This is a genomic window from Marinomonas sp. IMCC 4694, assembly GCF_008122525.1.
Taxonomy (GTDB): domain Bacteria; phylum Pseudomonadota; class Gammaproteobacteria; order Pseudomonadales; family Marinomonadaceae; genus Marinomonas.
Window position 1 is genome coordinate 3030955 of sequence record NZ_VSRV01000001.1, and the last position, 17217, is coordinate 3048171.

20 protein-coding genes and 1 tRNA gene are annotated in these 17217 nt (G+C 45.5%); 6 read left to right on the plus strand and 15 right to left on the minus strand.

Translation table 11 applies throughout. The annotated features are described in order from the left end of the window. Positions 1-205: 205 nt before the first annotated feature. Entirely contained in the window at positions 206-1114 is a 909-nt protein-coding gene (gene argB / locus FXV75_RS13845) for an acetylglutamate kinase (RefSeq protein WP_148834300.1), read from the plus strand. A gap of 60 nt (positions 1115-1174) precedes the next feature. After that, on the plus strand, positions 1175-1768 hold the full coding sequence (gene slmA, locus FXV75_RS13850; protein ID WP_148834302.1) for a nucleoid occlusion factor SlmA: 594 nt from the start codon (positions 1175-1177) through the stop codon (positions 1766-1768). A 35-nt stretch (positions 1769-1803) separates the two neighbouring features. On the opposite strand, the gene pyrE is transcribed toward slmA, so the two are convergent. After that, positions 1804-2451 (minus strand): orotate phosphoribosyltransferase, encoded by a 648-nt coding sequence (gene pyrE / locus FXV75_RS13855; protein WP_148834304.1) that lies wholly within the window; start codon positions 2449-2451, stop codon positions 1804-1806. A 118-nt stretch (positions 2452-2569) separates the two neighbouring features. Between pyrE and FXV75_RS13860 the strand changes: the two genes are divergently transcribed. Continuing rightward, on the plus strand, positions 2570-3346 hold the full coding sequence (locus FXV75_RS13860) for an exodeoxyribonuclease III (protein ID WP_148834306.1): 777 nt from the start codon (positions 2570-2572) through the stop codon (positions 3344-3346). A gap of 83 nt (positions 3347-3429) precedes the next feature. On the opposite strand, the gene FXV75_RS13865 is transcribed toward FXV75_RS13860, so the two are convergent. Next, the gene (locus FXV75_RS13865) at positions 3430-4350 is read right to left on the minus strand and encodes a D-hexose-6-phosphate mutarotase (RefSeq protein ID WP_148834308.1); all 921 of its coding nucleotides are present in this window, start codon (positions 4348-4350) and stop codon (positions 3430-3432) included. A 223-nt stretch (positions 4351-4573) separates the two neighbouring features. On the opposite strand from FXV75_RS13865, the gene FXV75_RS13870 reads away from it, so the two are divergent. After that, positions 4574-5047: an ATP-dependent zinc protease gene (locus tag FXV75_RS13870; protein WP_148834310.1), complete on the plus strand. Its 474-nt coding sequence runs from the start codon at positions 4574-4576 to the stop codon at positions 5045-5047. 21 nt (positions 5048-5068) lie between these two features. Here the strand turns inward: FXV75_RS13870 and FXV75_RS13875 are convergent, their stop codons facing one another. The 7 genes from FXV75_RS13875 to FXV75_RS13910 form a co-directional block, all read right to left on the minus strand. Further along, positions 5069-6031, minus strand: a complete 963-nt coding sequence (locus tag FXV75_RS13875; RefSeq protein WP_148834312.1) for a diguanylate cyclase — start codon at positions 6029-6031, stop codon at positions 5069-5071. 4 nt (positions 6032-6035) lie between these two features. After that, on the minus strand, positions 6036-7049 hold the full coding sequence (locus FXV75_RS13880; protein WP_148834314.1) for a response regulator: 1014 nt from the start codon (positions 7047-7049) through the stop codon (positions 6036-6038). 167 nt (positions 7050-7216) lie between these two features. Next, positions 7217-8401, minus strand: a complete 1185-nt coding sequence (locus FXV75_RS13885; protein WP_148834317.1) for a GAK system CofD-like protein — start codon at positions 8399-8401, stop codon at positions 7217-7219. Positions 8402-8528: 127 nt separating this feature from the next. Beyond that, a complete protein-coding gene (locus FXV75_RS16575; RefSeq protein WP_262368561.1) occupies positions 8529-8990 on the minus strand; it encodes a DeoR family transcriptional regulator in 462 nt (153 codons plus the stop codon). Between the two features lie 9 nt (positions 8991-8999). After that, positions 9000-9737 (minus strand): glycerophosphoryl diester phosphodiesterase, encoded by a 738-nt coding sequence (locus tag FXV75_RS13900; RefSeq protein WP_148834319.1) that lies wholly within the window; start codon positions 9735-9737, stop codon positions 9000-9002. A 396-nt stretch (positions 9738-10133) separates the two neighbouring features. Continuing rightward, entirely contained in the window at positions 10134-10553 is a 420-nt protein-coding gene (locus tag FXV75_RS13905; RefSeq protein WP_262368562.1) for a response regulator, read from the minus strand. Between the two features lie 370 nt (positions 10554-10923). Continuing rightward, a tRNA-Phe gene (locus tag FXV75_RS13910) sits at positions 10924-10999 on the minus strand. A gap of 119 nt (positions 11000-11118) precedes the next feature. Here FXV75_RS13910 and trmL point away from each other — a divergent pair. Then, entirely contained in the window at positions 11119-11592 is a 474-nt protein-coding gene (gene trmL, locus FXV75_RS13915) for a tRNA (uridine(34)/cytosine(34)/5-carboxymethylaminomethyluridine(34)-2'-O)-methyltransferase TrmL (protein ID WP_148834323.1), read from the plus strand. A gap of 13 nt (positions 11593-11605) precedes the next feature. Then, positions 11606-12709, plus strand: a complete 1104-nt coding sequence (locus tag FXV75_RS13920; protein ID WP_148834325.1) for a potassium channel protein — start codon at positions 11606-11608, stop codon at positions 12707-12709. Positions 12710-12781: 72 nt separating this feature from the next. Here FXV75_RS13920 and FXV75_RS13925 read toward each other — a convergent pair whose 3' ends face one another. The 6 genes from FXV75_RS13925 to FXV75_RS13950 all read right to left on the minus strand — a co-directional run bounded on the left by FXV75_RS13925 (position 12782) and on the right by FXV75_RS13950 (position 17156). Then, positions 12782-13033 (minus strand): YfhL family 4Fe-4S dicluster ferredoxin, encoded by a 252-nt coding sequence (locus tag FXV75_RS13925; protein WP_148834327.1) that lies wholly within the window; start codon positions 13031-13033, stop codon positions 12782-12784. A 64-nt stretch (positions 13034-13097) separates the two neighbouring features. After that, entirely contained in the window at positions 13098-13583 is a 486-nt protein-coding gene (coaD, locus tag FXV75_RS13930; protein WP_148834329.1) for a pantetheine-phosphate adenylyltransferase, read from the minus strand. Between the two features lie 172 nt (positions 13584-13755). Beyond that, the gene (locus tag FXV75_RS13935) at positions 13756-14298 is read right to left on the minus strand and encodes a YggT family protein (RefSeq protein ID WP_148834331.1); all 543 of its coding nucleotides are present in this window, start codon (positions 14296-14298) and stop codon (positions 13756-13758) included. Between the two features lie 22 nt (positions 14299-14320). Continuing rightward, positions 14321-15142, minus strand: a complete 822-nt coding sequence (gene proC / locus FXV75_RS13940) for a pyrroline-5-carboxylate reductase (RefSeq protein ID WP_148834333.1) — start codon at positions 15140-15142, stop codon at positions 14321-14323. Between the two features lie 47 nt (positions 15143-15189). After that, on the minus strand, positions 15190-15912 hold the full coding sequence (locus tag FXV75_RS13945; protein WP_148834335.1) for a YggS family pyridoxal phosphate-dependent enzyme: 723 nt from the start codon (positions 15910-15912) through the stop codon (positions 15190-15192). A 137-nt stretch (positions 15913-16049) separates the two neighbouring features. Then, positions 16050-17156: a GGDEF domain-containing protein gene (locus FXV75_RS13950; protein WP_262368563.1), complete on the minus strand. Its 1107-nt coding sequence runs from the start codon at positions 17154-17156 to the stop codon at positions 16050-16052. Between the last annotated feature and the right edge of the window lie 61 nt (positions 17157-17217).

Consider the following 17217-nt stretch of genomic DNA (forward strand, 5'->3'; position numbering starts at 1 on the left):
AATTTTCATACAAATTTATATAGTTAATCCCGCAAGTTCACGTTATTATTTCAAACATAAGTGGTTGCTCACACTCATTTACAGCCCTGACTGTTAAGGCCATACGGCCGCCGTTAATTAATTACTGGAATGCTAGGTCGATGGATATTCTCAGAGTGTAGAGCGATTGTTAAAACCCAATTTTGTTTACAGGAGTAGGTAATTCGTGGCTTTTTCTCGTGAATCTGCATTAGATGTGGCTAAGGTATTAAGTGAATCACTGCCTTATATCCAACGCTTTGCCGGTAAAACACTGGTCATCAAATACGGTGGCAACGCCATGACTGACGAAACGCTTCAGGCTGGGTTTGCTCGCGACATCGTTCTAATGAAAGCCATTGGCATCAATCCAATCGTGGTTCACGGTGGTGGCCCACAAATTGGCGACATGCTTAACAAGCTGAATATTGAGTCCAAGTTCATCAATGGCATGCGTGTTACTGACACAGCGACCATGGATGTGGTTGAAATGGTGCTAGGCGGCCAAGTAAACAAAGAAATCGTCAACTTGATCTGTGAAGCGGGCGGTAAAGCCATTGGTATTACCGGCAAAGACAGCCGCTTTATTAAGGCTAAAAAACTGTTTGTGAAGCATCAAGCTGAAGGAATGAGCTCACCAGAGCAAGTCGATATTGGTCACGTTGGTGAAGTCTCTAGCATTGACACCAGCTTTTTGAAGTTCTTTGAAAACAGCGACATGATTCCTGTTATCGCGCCTATTGGCGTGGACGATCAAGGCAATTCATACAATATCAATGCTGACCTTGTGGCGGGCAAAGTCGCCGAAGCGGTTGGCGCTGAAAAGCTTATGCTGCTTACCAACATTTCTGGCGTACAAGACAAACAAGGCAATGTATTAACAGGGTTAAGCACGGCGCAAGTCGATGCTTTAATCGCCGATGGCACAATTTATGGCGGCATGCTACCTAAGATTAGCTGCGCTTTGTCGGCCGTAAACGCTGGAGTGACCAGTGCACACATCATTGATGGTCGAGTGCCGCATGCCACCTTGCTGGAAATTTTTACCGACACGGGTGTTGGTACGTTAATATCAAACACGAAAGCAGGTGAATAGCACCTTCTACGTGATTGATACAATGAATGAATAATACTGGTTAAAAACTGGACTCGACAAATGAGCAACAAAAAAAACGATCGTCGCACACAAATATTGCAAGCCCTCGCTCAAATGCTAGAGAGCAGCCCAGGCGCACGCATTACAACAGCGGCACTGGCTAAGCAAGTTGGCGTATCGGAAGCGGCGTTGTATCGTCATTTCCCTAGTAAAGCGAAGATGTTTGAAGGCTTGATCGAGTTCATTGAAGAGACGTTGTTCACTCGCATTAATCGCATCGTACAAGAAGAAAGCAATGTGGTGTCTCGAATAGAGATGATCACCACGTTGGTACTTGGGTTTGCGGAACAAAACCCCGGCATGTGCCGATTGCTTACAGCAGACGCACTGGCGGGCGAAACAGAGCGTTTGCGTATTCGCATTGCTCAAGTCTTCGACCGAATAGAAACGCAATTAAAACAAGTTATACGTGAAGCCGATTTGAAACAAGGTTTGCGACCTGCGATGGGCGTAGCACCTTGTGCGAATTTTCTCATTGCCATTATTGAAGGGAAAATACGCCATTACGTGCGCAGTGAATTCAAAGTCAAGCCTTTGGATATTTGGACAGAACAATGGTCAGTATTGGCACAAAATTTGATGCTAAATCGCTAAGGCTTGAGCGACTTACTCAAGCCTTACTCGCAGTGTTAAATGCCGTATTGATCACGATACGCAGTAACAGCATCAAGATGTTGTGCAAATTCAGGCGAGTCCTGTTCTGCTAAATACGTCATGATGTCATGCAGAGAAACGATACTGATCACAGGCATGCCGAAGTCACGTTCGACTTCCTGAATAGCAGACAATTCGCCTTGTCCTCGCTCTTGACGATCCAAAGCGATGAGCACACCGGCAGGCTGAGCATTGACCTGCTGGATAATGGCCATAACTTCGCGAATGGCGGTGCCTGCGGTAATAACGTCATCAATAATCATGACATTACCTGCTAAGGGAGCACCAACAAGAGAGCCGCCTTCACCGTGAGTTTTTGCTTCTTTGCGGTTGAAAACGTATGGTGTATCTACATTATGATAATCATACAAGGCAACGGCCGTCGTGGTTGCCAATGGAATGCCTTTGTAGGCTGGGCCAAACAGAACATCAAATGGAACATTAGATTCCATTAATGAGGCTGCGTAAAACCGCCCCAATTTAGCTAAAGCTTGACCTGAACTGAACAGGCCAGCGTTAAAAAAGTAGGGGCTCACGCGGCCAGATTTAAGTGTAAATTCGCCAAAGCGCAAAACATTTTGTTCGATAGCGAATTTGATAAAGTCTCTTTGGTAAGGTTTCATGCCATCTCCAGAAAGATAAAAATAATACACAACACAGCGTCGCCAAGAACGAGCAAAGCCATGCCAACATTGGATAGGCGCTAATATAACACACGGCTAGGAATTGTAGGGACCAGAAATGAAGGTCATCAGCCTTAATGTAAACGGTATAAGACAAGCAGCCGACCGCGGCTTTTTTGAATGGATGGTTCGTCAGGACCCTGATGTTGTATGTTTACAAGACATTCAGGCAGAGGAACGGACGCTTAGCGACAGCGTATTCTTTCCCCCTGGGTACAATACGTACTTCTTTGATTCGATGGAAAATCCAGAGCAAGCGGGCGTTGCGATTTACAGCAAAACCATGCCGAAAGCCATCATGACAGGCATGGGGTTTCCTGAATGTGATTTTGAAGGGCGCTTTATCCAAGCGGATTTCGATAAAGTCAGTATTGGTGCGTTTCTTACGCCCCATGGCTCCAACCATGAAGAGGCGCTGCAGGAGCACAAATATCGCTTTATGGAGGGCTTCAAAAACCATTTAATTAAAACGCGACGTAAGCGCCGCGAGTTCATTTTTTGCGGCACGGCGAACGTAGCTCGCTCCCCTATTGACGTGAGCAGTTGGTTTGTTAACCAGCGTAACTCGGGCTTTTTGCCAGAAGAGCGCAAATGGGTGAACGAAATTTTCAATGAATTGGAATACATAGACGCCTTTCGCCAAATAAATAAGCAAGACAAACAGTATACTTGGTGGCCAGATTACGAGCGCGCTTGGAAATTGGATGAAGGAGGCCGTTTGGATTATCAAATTGCCACACCTGGAATCAAAAACTTAATCCAAGGAGGCACGATCTACAAAGGTCAGCGTTTTTCTGATCACGCGCCTTTAATCATGGAATACAACATAGACTAAGCAGGATAATAGCTTATCACCCTCATAAAAAAGCCCACTGCCAACGTTGCGTGACATGGGCTTTTTTGGTGTGGGTCGTTGCTTTAGTTTGACGTCAATGGCTTATGGCGCACCTTAACCTTTAACTGATGAATGCCACCAGCAGGAATAAAATACGCATCACTGAGTGCGTTGGCGGTCTCAACACAGACAAAACGGCGATAATCATTGTCTTCCATGTCACTGCGCTGCTGAGCAATTTCAGCCCCTGGATTCCATAAAATCGTACTTTGGCTGCCTTCTGTTTGAATAACAAGCCTACGCTGAAAGCCTGGGTCTTGTATCTCACAAATCTCCGGCGCTGATAAATACACTCGGTCCATAGGACCGCAAGGTGTCACAACACCGTCTTGTAACTGTCGGCTACCGTTATCAAATTTATCGACGTAAGAGACCTGCTCTAAGCCGTGAACTTCTGCCGTTTGATTATCAGACACATTAAAATACGTGTGCAATGCCTCGCTAATGGGCATCGGCTGATCGGATAAATTCGCCGCCGAAAAGTTAATACGAAAACCCTTGCTCGAAAAACGAAACACCTGACGTAATTCAAACGCCTGCGGCCACATTTCTTCAATTAATGGATGATTGTCTGATGCTAGGCGAATAACAATTTTTACGTCGCCATTTTTAAAACGTCCTGCTTCGATAAATTCCCAGCGAAAATAACGTGCAAGGCCATGGGCAGGGTAATCGGCCTGCGCCTCATTCGCGCCAAACCAAGGCCAACAAACAGGAACACCAAAATGGCGGCGTTCAAAGCGCCCATCCCCTCCTAGGTTCTCTGATTGAAACAAAAGATCTTCTTGACCAGCAGGAATAAAGCTCTCCAAATGCCCGCCCCATAACGCGATAATCGCACTGAAACCGGGTTGCTCAATAAGAATTTGATCACACTTTTTTAAGCTTGCCGGGCGTATTTCTCCCCCCAGCTCTTCCAACTCTTGCATCAGTCGGCCATTCATCTACTACTCCAGACAGTATTTTTGTACGCCCATATTAACTTTAGATAATAGGATTACAATGGTTTGGGGGGACAATCACAACTAAACACAATAGATTGCCATGCTGCGCATCAATAAAGACTTAACCTAGCCGCACTTTTGCGTTATAAAACACAGCAGTTTCAAGGTGCGACTTTCTACGAAACAAGGTGTTAGCCCCCATTATAAAAGGTGTTTATTGCTTATGAATCAACAAAACGACGCAAAAATGATCATTGGCAGCGATGAGTGGTGCGCGTTTCCATCGCTGAACATTCCGGCCATCAAAGCGCGCATTGATTCTGGCGCAAAAACATCGTCAATGCACGCGATCAATATTGTGCGATTCACCCGTGATAATGAACATTGGGTACGTTTTGACGTCCACCCACTGCAAAAAAACCGCAAGGTAACCGTGCACTGCGAGGCGGCACTGGTGGATCACCGAGTCATTAAAAGCTCAAGTGGTGACAAAGAAAACCGCCCTGTTATCCGCGTCGCTCTGTCATTAGGTGGTATTACGTGGGACGCTGAAGTAACATTAACCAACCGAGACAGCATGGGATACAGAATGTTACTAGGGCGAGAAGCGATGAACGGACGAATTTTGATTGATCCACAAGGGGAGTGCTTACTGGGAGAAAAATCCAAAAATTCACTTCAGGAAGTGTACAAATAAACAGACAAACGCCACCCAATGTTAGGTGAGCGAAGCCAATTCACAACGGTTACGCCCAGCTTTTTTTGCTTTGTACAAGGCACCATCCGATCGACTAAGCCAATCAGACGCAGTGGCATCAAACTGCGTTGACTCTGACAAACCAAAGCTCATGGTGATAGAAATTTCATTATTCGGAACTTTGATTTTTGTTCCTGCAATTTTTTTGCGTACCGCTTCACAAAAGAAAAGCGCACCTTGAGCATCGGTATTGAGCAGTAAAATAGCGAACTCTTCACCACCGTAGCGACTAATAAAATCTGCTTTTCGAGTGCTTGCAGAAAGAAGTTTGGCCACGACTCTAAGCACAGAATCTCCTGCCGGATGCCCGTACTGGTCGTTTATTTTCTTAAAATGATCGATGTCTGCCATCACCAAGGTGTGTGTCCCCCTACCACTTTTCACCAAGTCAAAAGTGGTTGCGAGCTCTGTATCCAGACTGCCACGGTTTTGTAGCTGAGTAAGCGGGTCGGTTCTGCTTAAATAATCCAACTTTCTATTTGCACTGGACAAGGACTCTTTATTAACGGCCACATCGGTCACATCATACACCACCATACACACAAACTTGACAGTGCCATCTGCATTGGTAATGGGACGTAACGCGACATTTTGGTACATTTTGTCGGCCATGCCGGTGATTGGACGGTAGCTATTAAATGGAAAAAGGTGTGGACGCTGCTCCCAAGAAACAAAAATAGGGGTACGCAAAGCAATCACATTATCTAACTTTTGCTGTAACCAATTGCTGTTGATACTGGGAAAAACATCAAACAATGAGCGTTCTTTGGCAATAGAAGAACTGACGCCACTGTGGTTTTCCATAAAGCTGTTCCACAGTTTGACCTCATACTTTTCATTTAATACCACCAAGCCCACATCGATATGTTGCAACATATCAAAAAGCCAGTGCAGTTCAATCATATCTTCCGCTGCGCTACTCATGTATTCAATCTTCCTCAACCAAATAGGACAGTAAATTTTCCAATACAGAGACGGAGTCTTCCGTAAACAACATCATCAGGTCACAACTAATTTGGTAATTCTCCACTTCATAAACAATTTCAACGGCCAACGTACGCTTCCATTTGGCTCTTTTGGCATTGACCAAATCGGCGACTTTGACGTGTTGGGCGATCAGCGCAGGATGGCTGTGACTGAAGTCAATGTTCAATTGCTTACCAAACGCATCAATAAATGGCCCAACCAGCACTGAAGACACATCCATAAGCAACTCAACTTCCACCACGCTATTAATGGTTTCCGCTACATTTAACAACTTAGCCATATCAGGAAAGCTTGAATCACTAAAAATAAGCAGGGTCTCAAAGGCCACCCCAGCCCCCACAAAACCTTGAGATACCGCAGAACAACTGTCTTCTTTGACACTGTAATCCAGTGCCATTTGAAGCTCACCGACTTCCAGAATATTCACTTTCGGAACCGGTAGTTTAATGAATACGTTGAGCATATTTGCCAACACGCTGGCCGCACGGCCCATGGCAATGTTAGACACTTCTTGCAAACAATCATTCAGCGTAAATTGCTCTGCTGCATTCGGCGCATAACCGTTTATGTTTTGGATATTTCTGTTAGCAGAAAAAAGATTCAATGACGTTAATAAGTGACGAAGGTCTTCAGCAGAAGCAGGCTTTTTATGGAAGGCGACCGCCCCCATGTCTTTAACACGCTGGATAGCTTGGGGCTGAATGTCGCCCGATACCACAATAACGACAGGAGAGGATTTGAACGATTTCAGCGCTTCAAGGGTTTCGTAGCCATCTTTTACTGGCATGTTCAAATCTAAGAATAAAACATCAAAGTTCTTAGACGACAACATGTCTAACGCTTCTTGACCGTGCTCGGCAAATTCAACCTCTACCGCCCAATCCGTCGGCAACCCTCTGGCTAATTGCTTGCGTGCAATTTTGGAATCATCACAAATCAGTACCCGTGCACTCATTACCATTCTCTTTATAAAAAGCGTCTACAGTGAATACTATGACACTTAAGATGATGTTTCTAACAATTACTTTATTTAGTTTCTGGCAATTCACAAGAGTGATAATCGCACAAACCAATCTCGGCAAAATAATAGCACAAGTTATTAATCCCCCCAAAACAACACGCTTAAACAAAAGACAACAACGCTTGAGTGACGCGCTCTTCATCATAACGGTCTTTCTTTTCGCCAATCAAAGGCGTTTTGATGATTTCAACGCGTAAATACAGCAACAATTCGCTGTCTATTTCGCCATAGTCATACTCATCGTCTAATAATACATAATTGAGTGCGGTATAACGTCCCTTTCCTTTTGCGTCGGCTGTCACCATCAACACTAAGCGCGCTATTCTTTCCATCAACGACAAGCCCTGTTGCTCTGGATCAGTCCCTAAGTTCGGCAAATAGACTTTAGGATTAGGATTATTACAGATGGCTCGACCCACGCCTTCTGGCAATAAGTTAGCGAGTAGACTGCTGTAAAAGCTGCCCGGCGGATAACAAATCAAATCGGCGTTTTCGATGGCCTCTTTTCGATCATCGGCAATATGCTGGTTTGTTGGATTAACTTCTCGTAACCCTTGATTCAACCACATACGCTTAATTGGGCTCGACAACACATCAACCTCTTTTCCGGTAATCTGGTGCTGGCCTAGTACGACTTCACCATTATTCAGCTCAACACCCAGATGCAGACTGGCATCTAGGGTGGTTTTCACCTCACCGAGGGTTTTTACAAGTCGTGAAAACAGAAACACAATAGGATCAAGTTGCTGCTGGTTATTCAAATACCCGCCAGCCATGATCAAATTACCGATGCTGGCACCCCGCAAATCAAAATCGTCTTGAATATGAGATTGCATAACTGCCAACTGCGTTTGGATCAAGGATTTCATCGGGTTCGGGATATTTTCAATCAATGGGTGATCCCCCGTCACCAGCTGCTGTAGCTGGCCTTTAAGAACTTGCGAGACAGCATCTTGTGCTAACCGATGGGTAAATAACTCATACACTTGTGGTTGCCCCATGACGGTTTCATCAGCCAAAGCCATTAAACGGCTACGCAAATCCCCTACGGCTGGCATATCGAATTCGGCTCGCAGTCGCGCTGAACTGCCGCCAGAATCAAAGGGGGTAACAAGATGTACAGAATGATGGGAGTACTGCTTAAATATACGACTGATTTTATTGAGCGCTGACCCACCACTAAAAAACAGCACTTTGGGGCCTTGCTCTGGCAAACTTTGATAACGATGAACTCGCACAAGATCTGGCATAATCATACGACGCCAAATACACAAAGAAGCGGTCATACTCATCCTCGCTGTTAATTAAGTACAATAGTTGTCTGCATTCTAAGCAAAAGCGCGCTGAGATAACACCTGTCGTACCAGCTCGGCGAAACCTAAACCGCCCGGCTGAGTGGTTTGGTAGTTGGGTCTATGGCGCATCATTCAAGGCCGCCAAGCAGGCGTCTTTTTCTTCATTAGCGGCGGGCTTAACGTCTTGTGCGTAGTCGATCACCACATCGGTTAAGCGGTAAGACTGGTCACGAGCCAAGCGCAAACGCGGTGAGCGCAAACGCGGTGAGCGCCAAAGCAGAAATACCAGCAGTCGACATGATCGTCCTAACAACACATTTATGGCGACCTGCTCAGCGATCTTGACTTTGGCGTCGCTGTTCAAAAATTGTCGATGATCAAACGGCACAATTTCCGTGCTCGACACCGGCGCTATACCGCCATGAGTCCGGCGAATCAAATGCTGTTCGGCCAGCAAGTTCACGTCTTTACGAACCGTTTGCGACGACACGCCAAAGCGTGCCACCATGTCTTCCACCAGCAAGGCGTCTTCTTGTTGCACCCAGTTTAAAATCTGATTTTGCCGCTCGCTTAATCCCACACATCGTCCTTACTGTTGATTCGACAAAAAAGCAAAACGCGTCGGATCGTCGGTAATCACCGCGTCCATGCCCCATGCCCAATAAACCGCCACGGCGTCTGGGTCGTTGGCGGTATAACACAACAACTTATAGCCAGCGGCTTTTATGGCTTGCGCCTGCTCTTGAGTCAAATTCAGATAATCGCAATTCAAGCTGTAGGCCTTGATGCTGGCCAGCTGTTCTGCCCAATCTTCCGGGATCACTTCGTATAAGGGCGCCAAGTGACGCTGATCGCCAATGTCATAACACAGCTGCAAGGCTGCAAGATTGAAGCTGGAAATCATCAGCTTATCGTTGTCTTGCCAATGGTCGCGTAACATCGCCATGACCGCAGGCACTATGGTATCCACGTCGGCGGTATCGTGTTTGATTTCTAAATTCAGCCCCAAACCCAGCGATTGAATGCACTCAATCGCTTCTAATAGCGTGGGCACTTTTTCACCGACAAAGTCTTGTGAAAACCAACCGCCCGCATCCAACGCAGCCACATCGGTGGGTCGTGCTTCTCGGGTCACCCCAGAGCCATTGGTGCAGCGGTCTAGCTGGTCGTCATGAAAAATCACCAAGCCGCCTTCGGCGATTAAATACACATCAATTTCCACCCAGGTCGCGCCAGCACTGGCGGCCGCACGAATCGACGCCAAGGTGTTTTCTGGCGCCAATAACGCCGCACCACGGTGACCCATTACTTTTGTGTTTAATTCCATCTTTTTTCTCACTCGGTTTGCCGCTGTTCAATTCACAGTCATAATCGTTGCTGAGCATTGACATCAAAAAGATGCCAATGCTGTTTGGGCGCACCCAGCCACATCTTCTGTAGCGGCAAACCCTGAACTGACGATAGACAAGCCAACGACAACCGACGCTAATTTCAAATTATGCATTTTCGTGTTCCTCACAATGAGTTTTTGTTAGAAAAGAAAGAACGAATATAGAAAGAAAATATTTCAATTTGACAATAGTAAGGCTTCATTTGAAATACAATAACGACTCAAATGAAACCTTACTGTAGATGATCAGAAAACACTCGGTGAATAAAAAACCATTGGCATGCAAAAAAAAGCCAATACACAACACTGACAACGCGATTTAGTGCAAACGCATCAGTCCAACCATTTGGATAGAACAGCAATTAAAGTATTTTGAGAAATAGGTTTCGCCAAATAATCATTCATGCCCACAGCAAAACACTCGTCTATCTCTTCTTGTATGGCGCTGGCACTCAAGGCAATAATCGTAACATCCGATGCAGTTCGGCTATCTACAAATTGTCGGATCGCTTTTGTTGCGTCGTATCCATTCATTACCGGCATTTGGCAATCCATAAAAATCAGATCGAAATGCTGAGACCTAGCGTGCTCGACACCCTCCTGCCCATTTTCAGCCAACACCGCATCAATACCAAATAAGTTGAGCAAACCTCGCGTCACAATTTGATTCGTCAAATTGTCTTCAACAAGCAATACCTTGGCTGTAAAGCTTGGCCGATCATCAGGTAGCACCACCGTTTCTTTCGCTTCCACATCCATCTTCCTATAAATACCTATGTCATTCCGACAAAAAACGCGTACAAAAATGACGAGCACACATCAAAAATCGACATCATTAGTCAGGCTATAGAATCAATAATAGATCAGAAAAACGCAAGAAAAAAACAAAGTAAAATAAAAGACAAATGGATCAGTAACGTGATGAAGCGTATGAAATACCACTTATTGTCGACTCAAAGGAAGATCATCGCGGCATTAGATGAAAAAGATAAGAAAAACCATTAACGAGTAAACATATCGCACTGTAAAGCCTGCCTTTTTTCGAAGCTTCGCCACAGATACAACCACAAGACAAAATTCAGGCAAAAAAAAACCTGCTAAATTAGCAGGCTTTCTTTAATTATGGTGCCCAGAGACGGAATCGAACCGCCGACACGAGGATTTTCAATCCTCTGCTCTACCGACTGAGCTATCTGGGCAAGTGGTGCGTATTATAGGGAAACCTTTTTTAACGTCAACCCTTTTTTTGAAAAAAAATTAAAAACTTAGTTTTTCCTATCTCTCTGGTATTATCCCTGTATATCAAGGAGATAAATCTATGTTGCATATTGTACTTTACCAGCCAGAGATACCGCCGAATACAGGCAATGTTATCAGGCTCTGTGCCAATACCGGCTTTCACTTGCATTTAATCGAGCCGCTTGGTTTTGAATTAGAAGATAAAAAGCTTCGTCGTGCTGGGTTGGATTATCATGAGTTTACTCGACTAAAACGCTACCCAGACTTTCAAGCGTTTGTTGATCAAAACGAGATTGGCACGGTTTACGCTCTAACAACAAAAGGCAGCCACACTCACAGTGAGGCACGCTTTGCTGAAAACGATGTGTTGGTGTTTGGACCTGAAACGCGCGGTTTACCCGCTGAGTTTATCGAGGCGCTCCCGCCTGCTCAGCGTTTACGCTTACCCATGCAAGCCAATTCGCGCAGCTTGAACCTTTCTAACACGGTGGCTGTTATGGTCTACGAATCATGGCGACAGCTTGATTACGCCATGCCTGCTGGAACTGAGTAGCCAAAGAGGCAGAATGAATTCAATCGGATTGCTGTTAAAACGAAAAAAAAATCGCCTTCAATTTCGCAGAGAAGTGCATTTGCATGAAACAAGCGATTTAAAAAAACGCTTGGCTTTGTTTGCTGGAATCATTGGCCTACACAGTTTGGCTATGGTGTTTTTTGAGGATTTAAACTGGTGGCAGGCTTTTTGGCTCACCATGACATCCGCCAGTACCACAGGCTATGGTGATGTTTCTGCTGCCACGTTTTGGGGGCAGTTTTCCACCATAGTGCTAATTTATGGTATGGGCATCACTCTGTTGGCTCAAATTGCCAGCGATTACGTTGAAATTAGGCTATTGCGCAAAGACATGCGCATTAAAGGCCGTATGAAGTGGGACAATATGCAAAATCACATACTTATCATCAACACCCCAATATACGACTCCGAGCGCTACCTTGGCATGCTGATCAGTCAAATTAGCCAAACACCTGAGCTAGTTGATACGCCTATTCAAATTCTAACGCTCGCCTTCCCTGACGGCTTACCACTGGAATTAAGGGCTCAGGGCGTCGTTCATCACACTGGAGACGCGCTGGAAGATGGCATGTTGGCGTCCGCAGGGGTACAAAAAGCCAAATACATCGTTGTATTGTGTGAAGATGCCCATAATAGCCACTCAGATAGCGTCACATTTGACACCTTGCATCGCATACAAGCGTTGAACCCGACGGCGTTTATTATGGCCGAAGCCATTAATGACTCTAACCGACCTAGATTCAAAGCCGCGGGAGCAAAGGCGGTGATCAGACCGGTACGTGCCTACCCAGAAATGTTAGTGCGCTCATTAATAGCCCCAGGGACAGAGCAAGTTTTAGAGGATTTATTTCGCCATCAAGGTGATCACACCATTCGTTTGGATGTGCACATAACTGGGGTAACTTGGGCTAATGTGGTCACAACCTTGATTCAAAAAGACATTGGTACGGCGCTGGGGTATGTACAACAAAACGGCGAAATTATCACTCACCCCCAGACGCATGCACTGATTGAGGCTCAAGGGTTGATTATTCTGATCAATGACGATCAGGACATTCCGTCATTAGAGGACATTGGCCAGTACTTTAATGTGTAGTGGCCATTCAGAAGACAGCGTTATAAGGCGCAGTAAAAAAACCATTAACCAATCACTAGGTGATAGAAAAGACTAGAGTTGACCAGTCAATGTTAAGTATTTTTCCATTAACTGCTCTTCGGTTTCTTTGCGATTAGGGTCTAGAGGTATGCAATCAACAGGGCATACTTGCTGGCATTGTGGTTCATCAAAATGCCCGACGCACTCGGTGCATTTTGAAGGTTCAATCACATAGATTTCGTCGCCCTGAGAAATCGCCTCATTTGGGCATTCTGGCTCACAAACATCACAATTGATGCATTCATCGGTAATAATAAGAGACATTCTGCTCTCCTAAAACCCGCCCTTTTGTCTACCAAGACACTAAAAAGCGGAGGGCTTAAAAACATTAAATCGTTTGGTAATGCTCTTGCAATACGTGCTTCACTTCTGGGCTCACAAACTGTCCAAAATCCCCATTCAAAGACGCAATTTCTCGCACTAAGGTAGACGAAATATAAGAATGCTTTTCTGATGGCGTTAGGAAAATACTCTCCACGTCTGGCGCAATGGCACGATTCATATTGGCTAACTGAAATTCGTATTCAAAATCAGACACTGCACGCAAACCACGGATCACCACTTGGCCATTCACTGAGCGAGTAAACTCCGTTAACAGATTATCAAAGCCCACTATTTCTATATTCGGCAAATGCCCCAATACAGTTTTGGCTAAAGAAATGCGCATCTCATGCGACAACGCAGGGCGTTTTTTCGGACTCGCCGCTACGGCAACAATCACTTTGTCAAACAGCTTTGATGCGCGTTCAACCAAATCCGTGTGGCCGTTTGTAATAGGGTCAAATGTCCCCGGATAAACCGCAATCGTACTCATAGCTTTCATCCAAAAAATTAAAAAAGGGAGAACGAGTCAGAAGGCTAACAACCCGATGTGTCGGCTTTTATCCTCGCTTAGGGGTCGCATCATATAGGAATACGCCCTCGTTCTCAATTCACCGAGTCACAACGAGCATTGTCTGAATGTAAACCCAAAAAAATACACGCTATTAAATGCTATACGGTGCCAGTATTTGCTTTAAAAACGATATCGTTAAAAAGATAAAAATAGGCGATAAATCCAGGCCCCCTAAGGTCGGAATCACTCGCTGACAAGTCCGGTACAGCGGCGCTGTAATCTGCCCCACTAACATGGCCCCAGGATGATTCGCCCCAGGGGCCACCCAGCTCAAAATCACCGAGATCAGCATCGCCCAGAAGTAGAGGTCCAGCAAATGATAAAGCGTGCCAGCCACGGTATAAATCGCATAAAAACTCAGCGGTGCCGTCGCGCCTTTAATGGACACCACCAAAAAGATGGTCAAACATTGTACAGCAAACGCCAACACAAGCGAGGCAGTGTCTAAGCGACCCACCGCAGGGATCACTTTTCGTAAGGGCAACACAAAAACGCTGGTGGCTTTTACCACGCCTTGGCTAATGGGATTATAAAAATCCGCACGCGTCAGCTGAAGCACCAAACGCAGCAACACGACAAATAAATAAAGGTTGAAAATCACCTTTATTAGCATGACAAATGGATCAGAATTCATAGTAAACAGCCCTTAGTTAAACTTACTTCGCTGAAAAGTCTTGTGACATTTCTTTTGAACGATTGACGCATGCCATCATGGCATCAGCCACCATTTTATCTATATTAGCCGCTTCAAAAGACAACAAGGCTTGCTCTGTCGTTCCATTGGGCGAGGTGATATTTTTTCGTAACTGCTCGATGGGATCATTCAGCTCAGTCACCATTCGAGCCGCGCCCAACATGGTATAAGTGGCGAGTTTTCGACTGGTTTCGTCATCCAATCCCTGAGTTTGTCCATGTTTAATCATCGCCTCTAAGAATCGAAAAAAATACGCCGGTGCACTCCCTGACAAGCTGGTTACCGTGTGCATATGGGCTTCGTCTTCGACCCAAACAAAGTCGCCTATGCCCGCAAACAATTCACTGACCCATGTTTTTTGTGCGGCATCAATATGAGCGTTAGCGATCAGCCCCGTCATACCGGCACCTAACTGCGATGGCGTATTGGGCATGCTTCGTACCACGGCAACGGGTTTATTCAACCAATGCGCTAACGATCCTAATTCGATTCCCGCTGCGACCGAAATAAACAATTGGTCATCACGAACCTGTGGCGAAAATGCCTCAATCACGGCTTGCATCTGAGCGGGTTTTACACACAAAACAACCACTTGCGCCTGACGCACAGCCTCGTTATTGTCCGCTAGCATTGTCATGCCATAGTGGTTTTGATAGTCGTCTCGCTTCTCTGCCGTACGCGAGGTGCCGATGATATTCTCTGCCGGATAACCGTTCGATAACAGGCCGCTAAAAATGGCTCTCGCCATGTTTCCCACGCCGATAAAGGCAATAATTGGTGTCATTTTATGTCCTAATGATGGAGTTCTTTGGGTGCAATCTATTACGCCCATTACTGTGAGTAGTCGCGCGCACCAAAAAGAGCCGTTCCCACACGAACCATGGTGCTGCCTGAGGCAATGGCGGCCGGCAAATCGCCAGACATGCCAATCGATAAGGTATCTATCATGCTATCGGATTGAGATAATTCAACAAAGGCATGCATTAATGGCTGATAAACAACACATTGCGCATCAAAACTGTCCTGAGGCGCAGGTATCGCCATCAAACCTCTGAGTTGCAGATTAGGCAAGGCGTCAATCAACGCGACCATTGACGCCAACTCAGACAACGCCACGCCAGCTTTCGTCGCTTCGCCACTGATATTGACCTGAATACATACATTAATGGGCGCTAGCCCTTTAGGGCGTTGCTCACTCAATCGACGTGCAATTTTCTCACGATCAATCGAATGCACCCAATCCATGCTTTCTGCAATTAGGCGAGACTTGTTCGACTGGATGGGACCGATAAAATGCCACTCAATGTCGGCTAAATGCGACAGTGCCTGAGATTTTTCCACCGCTTCCTGAACGTAGTTTTCACCAAAAGCTCGGTGTCCCGCTTGATACGCGGCCACCAGCGCTGAAAGCGGCTTGGTTTTGCTCACGGCCAGCAAACGGACGCAGCCCGCTTCTCGGTGGTGCTCTTGTTCGAGCTGACCAATTTGCCGTAAAACCAAGGCTAAATTTTCTTTAATGTCTTGTGCTTCGCTTTGTTCAACGTCAGCCAACATGGGGCACGGTGCTCCTTTTCTGCAGGCAGTAACCTCACCTATCACCAATTTATCACGCTTCATAGGTTTACTTCTCATTAAAAAATGAGCCCCTTAAAACGCATCATAACACTACTTTAAAAACGAGAAAAAACTTACTAGGAATAAAAGTCTGAGCTGGATTTATAATATGCCCCGTGGAATTCAATACGGTAACCCGGCACCTCTTGCAACGTATCCGCGGCCAATGCCGCCGCTTGGTAAAGACCTTCCAGTGAAGAATGCTCTGGATAAAAAGCGATTCCAATGGACAAACCGGCTTGAATCAACCGATTGTCTTCGAACTTAGCGGATTTCAGAAACCTTAGCAATTTAGCCGCCACGATCTCAGCATCCTCTAGATGCTGAATGCGAATTCCCATCACAAACTCACGTTCATCAAAATGAGCGATCAAATCATTATCGCGCATTATCTCGCGTATCGCCTCAGCCAGCGCCTTAAGCTCTGTTTCTTTTAACGTTGCAGAAGATAAAATATTAAGCGACAACAAGGCCGCGCGTAAGAAGTTACGACGAGAATCCTTTAAAACAATACCAAAGCTGCTTTCGAAACTTTTGCGGCGCAATAACCCCGTTAAAGGGTCTCGATGACTGTCTTCTAATAGAATCTGGTCCGCTTTTTCACGTTTAAATACCGCACTCAACCAAGAAATATAACTGTCCAGTGCCAGCGACATTAAGTTATTTTCTAATTGCTTTTCTTCTCGCTGAAACACCAACAAAAGATAAATGGAACCCTGATCGTCCGATATGCTCGCCATCGATACGGCACTGAACGCGTTTTTTTGAAAGAACGCCCCCCAATGCTGCCAATCTGGTGCATTTTGAATGTCAATATCATGGCGTTTAGGGCTCGATGGGGCCGCAGCAAAGGCAATCAACGCTTGAGGCACCGTGCTTAATTGACCCTGACTGTTTAAAAGTTCGTCATTTTTGAGGTCTGTGTATTGCAAACGCCACTGAAGGCACGCCTTATCACATACAATAAACACACAGTACGCATCAGACAATTGAATCTGAAATTTACGCTTAAAGCGACTGAGCGAGGTGCTTAACAAGGCCCCCTTTGAGATCACTTGAAGCATTTTAGGCATATCACCATAAAGGGTCTTCATGAAGTCTCGTTCTTTTTCAAGAGCGGCAATACGAGACAACAGCGCCTGCTGCTTAATAGGTAAAGTATCTGAAGAGTCATTTGCTGTCATAAAGGATAGAAACCATAATAATCCGTAATGAAGACAAGATTAACGGGCTCATAACAAAAGT

Bases quoted from the DNA above. Each gene is read 5' to 3' on its own strand.
- FXV75_RS13900 (WP_148834319.1), bottom strand. From the start codon at position 9,737: ATGGAATTAAACACAAAAGTAATGGGTCACCGTGGTGCGGCGTTATTG.
- FXV75_RS13860 (WP_148834306.1), top strand. From the start codon at position 2,570: ATGAAGGTCATCAGCCTTAATGTAAACGGTATAAGACAAGCAGCCGAC.
- FXV75_RS13875 (WP_148834312.1), bottom strand. From the start codon at position 6,031: ATGAGTAGCGCAGCGGAAGATATGATTGAACTGCACTGGCTTTTTGAT.
- FXV75_RS13870 (WP_148834310.1), top strand. From the start codon at position 4,574: ATGAATCAACAAAACGACGCAAAAATGATCATTGGCAGCGATGAGTGG.
- FXV75_RS13880 (WP_148834314.1), bottom strand. From the start codon at position 7,049: ATGAGTGCACGGGTACTGATTTGTGATGATTCCAAAATTGCACGCAAG.
- FXV75_RS13920 (WP_148834325.1), top strand. From the start codon at position 11,606: ATGAATTCAATCGGATTGCTGTTAAAACGAAAAAAAAATCGCCTTCAA.
- FXV75_RS13950 (WP_262368563.1), bottom strand. From the start codon at position 17,156: ATGACAGCAAATGACTCTTCAGATACTTTACCTATTAAGCAGCAGGCG.
- FXV75_RS13925 (WP_148834327.1), bottom strand. From the start codon at position 13,033: ATGTCTCTTATTATTACCGATGAATGCATCAATTGTGATGTTTGTGAG.
- proC (WP_148834333.1), bottom strand. From the start codon at position 15,142: ATGACACCAATTATTGCCTTTATCGGCGTGGGAAACATGGCGAGAGCC.
- trmL (WP_148834323.1), top strand. From the start codon at position 11,119: ATGTTGCATATTGTACTTTACCAGCCAGAGATACCGCCGAATACAGGC.
- FXV75_RS13945 (WP_148834335.1), bottom strand. From the start codon at position 15,912: ATGTTGGCTGACGTTGAACAAAGCGAAGCACAAGACATTAAAGAAAAT.
- coaD (WP_148834329.1), bottom strand. From the start codon at position 13,583: ATGAGTACGATTGCGGTTTATCCGGGGACATTTGACCCTATTACAAAC.
- FXV75_RS13935 (WP_148834331.1), bottom strand. From the start codon at position 14,298: ATGAATTCTGATCCATTTGTCATGCTAATAAAGGTGATTTTCAACCTT.
- FXV75_RS13865 (WP_148834308.1), bottom strand. From the start codon at position 4,350: ATGAATGGCCGACTGATGCAAGAGTTGGAAGAGCTGGGGGGAGAAATA.
- pyrE (WP_148834304.1), bottom strand. From the start codon at position 2,451: ATGAAACCTTACCAAAGAGACTTTATCAAATTCGCTATCGAACAAAAT.
- slmA (WP_148834302.1), top strand. From the start codon at position 1,175: ATGAGCAACAAAAAAAACGATCGTCGCACACAAATATTGCAAGCCCTC.
- FXV75_RS13885 (WP_148834317.1), bottom strand. From the start codon at position 8,401: ATGACCGCTTCTTTGTGTATTTGGCGTCGTATGATTATGCCAGATCTT.